The sequence below is a fragment of the Acidovorax sp. GW821-FHT10A04 genome, assembly GCF_059415825.1.
On sequence record NZ_JBWKNZ010000017.1, the window covers coordinates 58,091 to 69,546 of the forward strand.

Genomic DNA, 11,456 nt, shown 5'->3' on the forward strand with positions numbered 1-11,456 from the left:
TCAGCGCCGGCCGCGCCTGCGGCTGTGCACGATCAACGCGCCCAGCACGATGCCGGCCGCCAGGCTGGTGTGGCCGCTGTAGCTCACCAGCCCCATGCCCCAGCCCTGGGCCTGCACGATGATGGCCAGCGCCAGAACCAGCGCGCCCCAGCCCAGCAGGCGCCACAGCCGGGTAGCGCGCACGGGCAGTGGCTGGCCGAACAGGTCGTCCTGCTGGCGCTCGGTGCCCAGCGCCAGCGCCGCGAACGCGACGAGGCAGACCAGGAAGGTGGCTGCGTGGACCATCAGGCACCTTCCTTGGCCATGGCTGCGCCGGCGGGCACGTTGGACGCCACGGGCGCGACCGCCGCACGGCGCTTGGGCCCCTGGTGGCGCGCCGTGCGCACCGCCAGCCACACATGCAGGCCGGCCAGCACCCAGAGCATGAGCTCGAAGCCGGCGAACACCCAGTCCCCCTGGGCCAGGCTGCGCCACAGCGGCCGCTCGGTGGTCAGTGCGCTGACCACGGGCAGCAGCGCCAGCGCCGCTGCGCCGACCCAGAACTGCTCGATCCAGGCGCGGCGCGAAGGGCGCAGCATGGCGTGCGCCAGCGTCAGCGCCCAGACGATGAAGAACACGTGCACCTCCCAGGCGGTGCGCTCGGCCATGCCCTGCGGCAACAGGCGGTTGCCCCAGAGGAAGCCGGCCATGGCGATGGACAGGCCCGCGATGCTGGCGATGTTGAGCTTCTCCACCAGGCGGAAGCCGAAATGCGGCCGCTCCGGGTTGCCCAGCTTCTGGCGGCGCTTGACGGTCCACATCACCAGGCCCGTGCCCACCATGGCCGTGCCGGCCAGGCTCACGATGAAGTACAGCCAGCGCATGTGCAGGTCGGAAAAGCGCCCCAGGTGCAGCGAGTACAGCACGCCGCGCGTTTCGGCCGCGGGGCCCACGCCCTCCTTGACCTCCAGCAGCTTGCCGCTCACGCCGTCGAACAGCATGTACTGCGGGCTCATGGAGACCCGGCCTTCCTCGCCACGCGTGACGCTCACGCGCGCGGCCGAGTCGCCCGCATTGGTGGCGGTGACGCGGCCCACGTTGCCCTCGCCCCAGCGGGCCTGGGCCTGGCGCACCATCTCGTCCACCGGCGCCAGCGCTGCCGGTTGGCCCGTGGCCTTGCCGGGCTGGATGAAGGCGCTGAGCTGGGAGGTCATTTCCTGCTTCTGCGCCGGTGTCTTGTACACCGCCTGCTCGCCGAACGGCATGTACAACGCCATCAGCGTGACCAGGCCGGTGTAGGTGATCATGAAGTGGAACGGCAGCCCGAACACCGACAGCGCGTTGTGCGCATCCAGCCACGAGCGCTGGCCCTTGCCCCAGCGGAAGGTGAAGAAGTCGGTGAAGATCTTCTTGTGCGTGATGACCCCGCTGACGATGGCCACCAGCATGAACATGGCGCAGAAGCCCGCGAGCCAGCGGCCCCAGAGCACGGGCATGTAGTGGAACTGGAAGTGGAAGCGGTAGAAGAACTCGCCACCCACGGTTTCGCGCGAAGCCACCTTCTCACCGGTCAGCGGGTCGAAATTGGCGCTGCCGAAGTTGCGCCCATTCGCCGCCGGGCCCTGGCCGCGCGGCAGGCGCCAGAAGCTGTCCACCGTGGTGTAGCGCTCGTCGGGCAGGCGCATGCTCCACTGCGGCGCATTGGGCACCAGCGCGATGAGCTGGTTGGCGATGCGCTGGGCCGACTCGGCCGCATCGGGCACCACCGCACGGTGCGGCAGTTCGGGCCGCATCCACTGCGAGATCTCGTCCTTGAAGTAGCTCACAGTACCCGTGAGGAACATCGCATACAGGAACCAGCCGCACAGCAGGCCGGCCCAGGTATGCAGGTCCGACATGGTCTGGCGGATGCCCGGTGCCTTGGGCTCGTCATCCGGTACGTCGTTGTGGGTCGTCATTGGGAAGCTCCTGCAGAGGACCACACGGTCCATGCGGCCAGCGCCAGCGGCAATGCCACCACCACCAGCCCGGCCCAGGCGCGCCAGGCGCTGCGCACGGCAAACACCCAGATCACCGCGCATGTGTAGATCGCGAAGCTGGCCAGCATGCCCGTGATCACGGCCTGGGGCCGGGCCATGGGCAGGGCCAGCACGGCCACGCTGAACAGCGCCGCCAGCACATAGCCGCCGCCGATGGCCGCCACGATGCGCGACACCAGCGGCCCGGCGCGCCAGATACCGCGCAGCACGGCCATCATGGGGCGCACTGCAGCGCCCCGGACAGTGTGGACTTGCGTCATGTCAGGGTTCACTGCCTCAGAAGTCCACAGCGGCCGACAGCATCAGCGTGCGGGGCGCGCCCACGGTCACGTAGTTGCTGATGACCCAGTAGTTCTTGTCGGACACGTTCTCCAGGTTGGCGCGCAGCACCAGGGGCTTGCCAGCCACGTTGGTGGCGTAGCGGGCACCGATGTCCAGGCGCGTCCAGGCGGGCACGCGCAGGCGGTTGGTGGCGTCGGCGTACATGCCGGAGGTGTTGATCACCCGGCCGTTCACGCTCAGGCCCTGCAGCGGCGTGTCCCAGTCCAGGCCCAGGTTGAAGGTGCGGTCGGGCACGCCGGCCGCATCGTTGCCCCGGTTCACGCCACCGGCAGTGCGCGTGAGCTTGGCATTGTTGAACGAGGCGCTGGCCATGGCACGCAGGCCGCGCTGCACTTCGCCGTAGGCTGTCAGTTCCAGGCCGCGGTTGCGCTGCTCGCCGCCGAAGCTGTAGCGGTTGGTGGCCGGGTCGGTCAGGGCGCTCGGGCGCTTGATCTGGTAGACGGCGGCCTGGGTGGTCAGCTGGCCCCAGTCGACCTTCACGCCGATTTCGTTCTGCTTGGACTTCTGCGGTGCGAAGGTCTCGCCCACGTTGGCCGTGCCCGGGCCGGCCGTGCCGCCACGGGTCAGGCCAGCGGTGTAGTTGGTGTAGACCGAGATGTTCTTCGTCGGCTTGATCACCAGGCCCGCCAGCGGCGTCACGGCGCTGGCCTTGTAGTAGCTGGTGCCCGCGCCGGTGTTGACGTTGAAGCTGCCCTGCTCGATGGTCTGGTCACGCACGCCCAGCGTCAGCAGGTAGCGGCCGCTGTCGAAGGACATGGTGTCGGCCAGCGCCAGGCTGTGCTGCTTGAGCTCGCTGCTCTTGCTGGGGTTGCCACGCGGGAAGTTGATGGTCGGCAGCGGCGCGGGGTTGTAGATGTTGGACGGGGCGTAGGTGCTGGTCAGCTGGTAGAAGTAGCCGATCTCCTGGTCCAGGTAGTTCGTGGCCAGGGCCACGGTGTGGCCGATGCCGCCGGTCTGGAACTTGGTGCGCAGGCCCACGTCGGCCGAAGACGTCTTGTTGTAGGCGTCGTAGTAGCCGTTGGCCACCGTGAAGTTGCCCAGGCCGTCGACGCGCAGCCCGGCGGTCGGGAAATGCTGCTCGTTGGTGTTGTGGGTGTAGCCCACGCCACCGTACACGGTGGTGCTGTCGTTGAGGTCGTACTCCAGGCGCGACATCACGGTGCGCATGTCGTCCGTGAGGTCGGCGCTGGGGTAGATGCTGGTGCGGTTGTCCGGTGCCGCAGGCATTTGCGTGACACCGGCGCGGAAGGCCGTCTGGGGGCGGAACTGCCGGGTCCTGCCCTCGGTGGCGAAGGCGTCCAGCGACCAGCGCAGGCGGCCGCCGGCATAGTCCACGCCCAGCGCTGCCACGTCGGCGCGCTGGCGGCCTCCATCCACATTGCCTTCGCCATTGCGCACCAGCGCGTTGGCACGCACGCCCCACTGGTTGTCCTCGCCGAAGCGGCGGCCCACGTCCACGTGCGCGCCGAACTGGGCCTTGCCCATGTAGGTGGTGGTCAGGCGGGTCAGCGGCGTATCGGCCGCGCGCTTGGTCACCAGGTTGATGCTGCCGCCCACGCTGCCGCCGGGGCCCACGCCGTTGGTCAGGGCGCCAGGGCCCTTGAGCACTTCCACGCGCTCGATCATTTCCAGCGGAATGCGGGTGGATGGGCTCAGGCCGAACAGGCCGTTCAGGCTCACATCGGTGTTGGACACCGTGAGGCCGCGCACCTGGAAGTCATCGCCATAGCCGCCACGCGCCTGCAGCGAGCGCACCGATGCGTCGTTCATCACCACGTCGGCCACCGTCAGCGCCTGCTGGTTCTGGATCAGCTCGTTGGTGTAGTTGGTGGTGCTGAACGGCACGTTCATCTGGTCGGTCTTGCCCAGGATGCCCAGGTCGCCACCGCGCGCGAACTGGCCGCCGTGGTAGGTCTTCTGCAGGCCGCCGATGGCCTCGGCCTGCTCGCGCACCTTGACTTCGTCCAGCGTGGTGCCGGAGGTGCTGGTCTGCGCCGCCACGCCCACAGCGGCCACGGTCAGGCCGGCGCCCAGGCATTGGCGCACCAGCAGGGCCAGGGGATGGGGGGTGAAGCGCTGGGACGCACGGGGGGTCGTGGATTGCATGGTGTGGGCCGAGATAGGGAAATACAGGAAAAGACGAGCGAAAGCCCGGCCGTGGCCGGGTCGGTTTCATGGGGGGAAGTCGTACAACCGGGGGCACCGCGAGGGCCAGCCGGTCGCATTCGCTGAAACAAATCAGAACGACAACTATTCGCATTTTAATTTAGCACCCTTCGGACGGCTAGGTTCGACTCTGTAAAGCCCATCAGCGGCCCCTCTTCACCGGGCCGGGAAAACCCGAATCGGCCGCAAGGCGCGAACGGTTGCTACAAAATTCGCAGCAAAGTAGTTATCAATCTGTTGCATCACTGCAACGAAAACGGGCCTTCCAGGGCACACGCCGCCCCGCAATTGCGCACCTTCCCATCCTCAGCCGGGTCCCCCATCCGCCGCTTTCCAGCCGGATGTCGGAGGACCGGCGCCCCCACCCCCTCCCCTATTCCCCCGCGGGGAACCCAGGTCTCCATCCGTCGTCATACTCACCACGATGGAGGAACCCACCATGCTGCTGCGGCACCGACAACGCCCTTCCCGCCTGCTGATGCTGGCCGCCTGCTGCATCGCCGCCGGCACGGCCACCGCCCCCGCGTTCGCGGGCACCGCCAGCGTCGCCTTCATCGCGCCGGAAAAGTACACCGATGCCAGCTACGCCCACCCCGTGGCCAATGAATCCGACCGCGCCCAGGTGCTGCGTGACCTGGAGCAGCACCTGCAGCGACTGGCCACTCGGGGCCTGGCGCCCACCGACACCCTCAAGGTCGAGGTGCTGGACATCGACCTGGCCGGCCACTTCCCGCCCTTGGGCGTGGGCGGCTCCGACCTGCGCGTGGTCACCGACATCACGGGGCCGCGCATCAGGCTGCGCTACAGCCTGGTGCGCGATGGCAGCGCGCCTGTTTCCGGCGGCGAAGAGGTGCTCAGCGACCTGAACTTCATGGTGCCCAGCAACCGCTATTCGAGCGGGGACCGGTTGCGGTACGAGAAGGCGCTGCTGGACCGGTGGTTCGAGAAGCGGTTTGGCAAGCTGTAGCCGCCAAGGCGTGCGCGGCAGGCACTGGCCGGAGCGTGGTCGATGTCTAATACCGACCAAAGAAATCCCCACCCATGCTCCACTACCTCACCGTTCCCGTCACCGCCTTCCAGCAGAACAGCTCCATCCTCTGGTGCGACGCCACGCACAAAGCCACCATCGTCGACCCCGGCGGTGACCTCGACCTGCTGCTGGCCGAGGTGGAGCGCCTGGGCCTCACGCTCGACCAGATCTGGCTGACCCACGCCCACATCGACCATGCGGGCGGCACGGGCGAGCTGGCCGAGCGGCTGTCGCTGCCCATCGTGGGGCCGCACCCCGGCGACCAGTTCTGGATCGATGCGCTGCCGCAGCAAAGCGCGATGTTCGGCTTTCCGCCGGCGCAGCATTTCACGCCCACGCGCTGGCTGGCCGATGGCGACACCGTGCAGATCGGCAACGAGACCCTGCACGTGCGCCACTGCCCGGGGCACACGCCCGGCCACGTGGTGTTCCATGCGCCGCAGATCGACCGCGCCTTCGTGGGCGACGTGCTGTTCGCGGGCAGCATCGGGCGCACGGATTTCCCGCAGGGCAACCACCAGGACCTGATCGACAGCATCACCGGGCGCCTGTGGCCCATGGGCGACCAGACGGTGTTCATTCCCGGCCACGGCCCGGAGAGCACCTTCGGCCGCGAACGCAAGAGCAATCCCTACGTTGGCGGCACCTGATACCGCTATTCGTCGGCTGTCTTTCCCATCAGCGCGGTGAGCCCCGTGGCCAGGGTGCCGCGCCAATGCAGGTAGTCGTGCCCGGCCGCGTACTCGCGGTGCTGCACGGCATAGCCCTTGGCGCGCAGCACGTCGCGCAGGTGGCGCGTGGATTCGAGGATGCCGACCTGGCCGGTGCGGTTGCCTTCGAACAGGCCGGCCTCCAGGTAGAAGCGCACGGGCCGCACAGGCGCCTGCACGTAGTCGCGCGTGAGCGATGAGGGCTCCTGCCCCGGCGCGCCCCACCAGAACGAGCCGGACTGGCTGTACACGTTGCCGAACCACTCGGGGTGCTGCAACCCCAGGTAGGCAGCCGCCAGCCCGCCGTAGCTGGCACCCGCGACCACGGTACGCGCGGGCCCGGCAGCCACGCCCTGGCTGCGCGCCCAGGGCATGAGTTCGGTGGCCAGGAAGCGGGCGAACGCCGGGTTGGGCGGCAGTTCGTCACCGCGCGCCTGGCGACTGGGGTTGCTGATGAGGATAGCGGCCATGGGCGGCAGCTCGCCGGCTGCGATCAGGTTGTCGAGGATGGTGGGGGTGGGCACCTCCTTCTGGTAGGTGTCGCCGTCGAACAGCACCAGCAGCGCGTTGCCGCTCGCACCCGGTTGCCAGCCCGCAGGGCGGTACAGCGCGACATCGCGGGTATTGCCCAAGGCCTGGCTGGTGATGCGGTGCGCCTGGACCGTGCCCTTGGGCACGCCGGGCCGCTCGGCCACCCAGGGCTGGGGTGGCGCGTCGGGCAGTTCGAACACGGACTCGCCCGCATAGATGTCGATGGGCCGGTCGGGAAAACTGCGCGCGTTGAACGGGTCGCGCTGGGCCGTGGCCAGGATGGCGCGGCGGCGCACCAGGGGCGAGGCATTGAGCTCGGGTACATCGGGCGCGAGCTTGTAGCCCAGGCGTGTGCCGGCCGGCACGCGGTAGCTGCGGTACCAGACGTCCGATGTGCCCAGGCGCGTGAGCTGCTCGTGGTTGCCCGAGGGCGCGCCGAACAGCCAGGCATTGCGCTGCGCGCCGCGCCATACGAAGGTGACGCGCACCGAGCCGTCCTTGGCGGGCTCGGCGTCGGCCTCCACCAGGGGCGCGCCGCGCCCCTGCACCTCGGCCCAGAAAGCATCGGTGCTGCCGCCTGCCGCCAGGGACTGCTGCAGCGCGCGGATGCGCGGGCTGTCGATGCCCTCGGGCGGGGGCACCTGCTGGGCGCGGGTGACGACCTCGGTCACGCGCAGGCCGTAGCTGCCGGCCACGGGCGCGCGCACCTCCAGGGCATAGGGCGGGTTGGTTCCGGCGACGAAGACGAATTCCTGCAGCTCCCCCACGCCCGTGGCCAGCACGCGCTCGCGCTTGCCCTCGGCGTTGGTGAGCACCAGGCGCATGCTGGCGCCGGTGAGGCTGCCGCGCACCATGTCGCCGGGCTGGGCCGTGATGCCATGGGCGCGCGTGGTCATGGCGGCGAGCGAACCCTGCACCTGCCCGCCCGCGCCGAGCAGCGCGTCCGTGGATGTCTGCGCACCCGCCGCAGGCACCAGCAGCAGCGCGCCCACCAGGACACACGTTGCTGCCGCCGCACCACTCTCACCACCCCAGGAAAAACGCCCCATGCAAAGACTCCTCTTTCTTAAAAATCGAATGCTGCCGACAGGCGCACGGCGCGCGGTGCGCCCACGTTCACGCGGCCCGCACCCCAGATGCTGTCGTAGTAGGCCTTGTTGGCCAGGTTGGTGACCGTGGCGCGCAGCACCACGGGCTGCGCGCCGATGCGCAGGGCATAGCGCGCGCCCACGTCCAGCGTGGTCCAGCCGGGCAGCTTGACGCTGTTGTCGCCCGTGAGCCACTGGGCGCCCGTGTGGTTCACCCGGCCCGAGACGGCCAGGCCCTGCACGCCGGGGATGGCCCAGTCGGCACCCAGGTTCAGCGTGAGCTTGGGCACGCCGAACTGGGCCAGGCCCTGGTTCACGCCGCGGGTGGTCTTGGTCTGCTCGGCTTCGGTGTAGGCCACACCACCCAGCAGGCCCAGGCCCTGGGCCACCTGGCCGAAGAGGTTCCACTCCACGCCGCGGTTGCGCTGTTCGCCATCAAGCAACTGGCGGTTGTTGGCTTCGAGCAGTGCGGGCTTGCTGATCTGGAACAGGCTCACGGTCTGCGTGATGCCGCCCGTGATCCACTTCACGCCCACCTCCATCTGTTGGGTCTTGTAGGGCTTGAAGGTCTCGCCCTCGTTGGCGTAGGGCGCCTTCACCGTGGTGCCGGCGCTCAGGCCTTCCACGTAGTTGCCGTACAGCGAGACGTTCTCGCCCCAGGGTTTGGCGACCACGCCGACCAGCGGGGTCACGGCGGTTTCCTTGTACCGGGCGAGCTTCTGGTTCACCTGCTGGGCGCGCAGGCCCAGGGTGAGCTGCAGTTTGTCCTCGGCGAACGACAGGGTGTCCACCAGGCTCAGGCCGGTGAGCACGTCGTCGTTGTACTTGGTGAAGGTGGACGCGGCGGCCCCCGCAGGCATGGTGATGGGCGTGGGGTTGAAGATGTTGCTGGTGATGTTGGCCGTGCCGTTGCCGCGGCTGCCGCCTTCATAGTCGAGCACATTGGCCGCCAGCGTGAGCTTGTGCGCCACGGCGCCGGTGTTGAACTGGCCGCGCAGGCCCAGCTCGGCCGTGGTGGTCTCGTACTCGCCCCAGGAGTTGTAGGCCGTGCCCGTGGCATTGCCGGTAGCGGCGTTGGCCATGGTCCACACGGGGCGGGTGCCGAAGATGAAGCCGTCGTACGAATGCCTGGCGTGGCCGGCCGAGGCAAAGGCCGTCCAGCCGGCATTGAGCTGCGCCTGCCCGCGCACGATCAGGCCCTGGGTCTCGGTGTTGCTGAACACGCCTTCGCCGTAGAAGAAGTTGGTGGAGCCATCGGGTGCGCGCGGCACCGTGGTCCAGCCGGCGATGATGGGCTGCATGGTCACGCCCTTGCGCACCTTGTTGGCCAGCGAGTAGGCGTCGGCCTCCACGCTCCAGCCAGGGCCCTGGTAGTCCAGCGCCAGGTGGCCGATCTCGCGTTTCTTGGTCTGGTGGTCGAGCCAGGTCTCGCCGCCCGAGAGCACGCCGTTGACGCGCACGCCCAGGCGCTGCTCGGGGCCGAAGCGGCGCGCCACGTCGGCATGCACGCCCACGTTGGATTGGGTGGAGTACGTGGTGGTCACGCGGGTCAGCGGGTCCTTGCCGGCGCGCTTGGGCACCAGGTTGATGGCGCCGCCCACGTCGCCTGCGGGTGGCAGGCCCATCATCATGGCGCCGGGGCCCTTGAGCACCTCCACGCGCTCGAACATCTCGGTGGGGGTGTTCTGCTCGGGTGCCAGGCCGTACACGCCGTTGATGGCCAGGGAGTTGGCCGACACGCCGAAGCCGCGGATGATGAAGTTCTCCACCACGTGGCCTTCATTGGTCGTCATGCGCACGGAAGGGTCGTTCTTGAGCACCGCGCCAATGGTCTGGGCCTGCTGGTCGGCAATGCCTTCGGCCGTGTAGGCGGTGGTGTTGAACGGCGTGTCCATCACGCCCACATTGCCCAGGATCCCCAGGCGCGCACCCTTGGCGACCTGGCCGCCGGGCGCTGCGGCAGGCAGGCTCTCCGGGGATTCGGGCGCGGCGTTCACGGTCACCTCCTTGAGCGAGGGCGCCGTGGTGGCCTGCTGGGCCATGGCAGCACCGCTGCCTGCGAGCAGGGTCCACGCGCAGGCCTGGGCGATCTGGCGCAGGGCAAAGGGCTGGGCTTGGAAAGTGCCCCGGGTCGGGCGGCGTGTGGTGTGCATGGTGGTCCTGGAAAGAAGCATGGAAGACGAAGAACCAGGCCCCACCGGAGGCCGAGAGAAAGCGGAATGATTGCGATTCACCCCCAGGGCCGCACCGGCGCACTGGGGACGCGGCGGCCGTGGAATCCGGCAGGCAACCTGGTTGCAAGTTGTGCCGACGATGATTCCACGCGGCCTGCACGCCCGTGTTTGCGCGGGCAACAAAGATGTTTGCCGCAGCGCCCTCAAACCCGGCCACGCGCGAGCTTGGGCGGCATGCCGAAACGCTTGCGGTAGGCCGTGGCAAAGTTGGCCGCGCTGTTGTAGCCCGCCACCAGCGCCGCCTGCGCGACCGAAAAGCCATCGCGCTCGAGCGCCTGGCGCGCGCGCTGCAGGCGCGACTCGCGCACGAAGTCGAACACCGTGGTGCCGTACACCGCCTTGAAGTGCCGCTGCAGGGTGTTGGCATTGGTGCCGGCCTGGCGCGCCAGCGCATCGAGCGACAGGTCCATGGCGCCTTCGGTCTGCAGAAAGGCGTGCAGGTCGCGCATGCGCCGGTGCTCGTGCGGCAGCAGGCGCAGGGCCGGGGGCATGGGCGCCGGGGCCGGCACGGGGGCCGGTGCCGGGCCGCTGGCATGCTGGTCCAGGCTGCCCAAGGCTTCGCCCACCAGCTCCAGCGCGCGGCTTTCCAGGTACAGGTGCAACAGCAGCGGGCTCAGGTCGGGCGCGCGGGTGATCTGCTCGGCCAGCGCGGTGATGCGCGCCGAGGGCTGCCAGTGGTGCATGGCCAGGTGCTGGCGGCGAAACTCGTCGATGGCGTCGGACGCCGAGGGCCCGGCCACCTGCTCCAGCCACTCGGCCCCCAGGCCCACGCTCACCCGCCGGGCGTAGGAACCGCCGCGCGCACGGCGCTCGAAGCGCTCGGGCTGCGCCACCGACACCATCAGGGCGCGCGGCAGGCCGGGACCCGGCGCGCGTGCGCGCTGCGGCACGGCGTTGTCGGCCATGCTGGACAAGGCCACCCGGCGCGGGCCGTAGCTCACGTCGACCGAGCCTTCGAGCAGCACGACGATGCGCAGGCCGGCTTCCATGTCGCCGCTGGCGCGGAAGTCCTGCGTGTCGGCCACGTCGTCGGCGTGCAGGTGCAGGCCCGGGCGCAGCACATGCAGGCGCTTCAGATGGCGCTGCAGCGACGCCTGCATGCCTGCGGACGCAGGCGCCGCAGACGTGACGTTCAACGGGCTGACAACGGACATGGGCGGTCGGGTGGAAAAGAAGGGGGGACAGGGGCGCGGACGCGAGCCGCTGGCGCAAAGGTTTTTCTTTGCGGGGCAAACACGGCGGGCCCGCGGGCATGGGATGCTAGCAAGCTGTCACAATAAATGCAAATGATTCTCAATAGTGAAATTCTCATCCTGAGACATTTCTGCCACGTTTGC

9 protein-coding genes are annotated in these 11,456 nt (G+C 69.0%); 2 read left to right on the forward strand and 7 right to left on the reverse strand.

Annotated elements, in window-relative coordinates:
* From AC07PF_RS27790 to AC07PF_RS27805, 4 genes are read right to left on the reverse strand one after another with little or no spacing between them, the layout of a single operon-like run.
* The gene (locus AC07PF_RS27790; RefSeq protein ID WP_007858108.1) at positions 1-285 is read right to left on the reverse strand and encodes a DUF3325 domain-containing protein; all 285 of its coding nucleotides are present in this window, start codon (positions 283-285) and stop codon (positions 1-3) included.
* On the reverse strand, positions 285-1,937 hold the full coding sequence (locus tag AC07PF_RS27795; RefSeq protein ID WP_494614046.1) for a PepSY-associated TM helix domain-containing protein: 1,653 nt from the start codon (positions 1,935-1,937) through the stop codon (positions 285-287). Before AC07PF_RS27795 ends, AC07PF_RS27790 begins: the two co-directional genes overlap by 1 nt.
* Positions 1,934-2,236 (reverse strand): DUF3649 domain-containing protein, encoded by a 303-nt coding sequence (locus tag AC07PF_RS27800; RefSeq protein ID WP_007858106.1) that lies wholly within the window; start codon positions 2,234-2,236, stop codon positions 1,934-1,936. Before AC07PF_RS27800 ends, AC07PF_RS27795 begins: the two co-directional genes overlap by 4 nt.
* A 58-nt stretch (positions 2,237-2,294) precedes the next feature.
* Positions 2,295-4,466 carry a TonB-dependent receptor gene (locus tag AC07PF_RS27805; RefSeq protein WP_494614047.1) on the reverse strand — a complete coding sequence of 724 codons (2,172 nt, stop codon included), beginning with the start codon at positions 4,464-4,466 and terminating at the stop codon, positions 2,295-2,297.
* A gap of 484 nt (positions 4,467-4,950) precedes the next feature.
* On the opposite strand from AC07PF_RS27805, the gene AC07PF_RS27810 reads away from it, so the two are divergent.
* Entirely contained in the window at positions 4,951-5,493 is a 543-nt protein-coding gene (locus AC07PF_RS27810) for a DUF3016 domain-containing protein (RefSeq protein ID WP_494614048.1), read from the forward strand.
* Positions 5,494-5,567: 74 nt separating this feature from the next.
* Positions 5,568-6,206, forward strand: a complete 639-nt coding sequence (locus tag AC07PF_RS27815) for an MBL fold metallo-hydrolase (RefSeq protein ID WP_007859808.1) — start codon at positions 5,568-5,570, stop codon at positions 6,204-6,206.
* Positions 6,207-6,211: 5 nt separating this feature from the next.
* On the opposite strand, the gene fes is transcribed toward AC07PF_RS27815, so the two are convergent.
* The 3 genes from fes to AC07PF_RS27830 form a co-directional block, all read right to left on the reverse strand.
* Complete coding sequence (fes, locus tag AC07PF_RS27820; RefSeq protein WP_494614049.1) at positions 6,212-7,846, reverse strand: enterochelin esterase; 1,635 nt, start codon at positions 7,844-7,846, stop codon at positions 6,212-6,214.
* A gap of 17 nt (positions 7,847-7,863) precedes the next feature.
* Positions 7,864-10,038, reverse strand: coding sequence for a TonB-dependent receptor (locus tag AC07PF_RS27825; protein ID WP_494614050.1), 2,175 nt, complete (start codon positions 10,036-10,038; stop codon positions 7,864-7,866).
* A 224-nt stretch (positions 10,039-10,262) separates the two neighbouring features.
* Positions 10,263-11,273, reverse strand: a complete 1,011-nt coding sequence (locus AC07PF_RS27830) for a helix-turn-helix transcriptional regulator (RefSeq protein WP_494614051.1) — start codon at positions 11,271-11,273, stop codon at positions 10,263-10,265.
* Positions 11,274-11,456 lie beyond the last annotated feature (183 nt).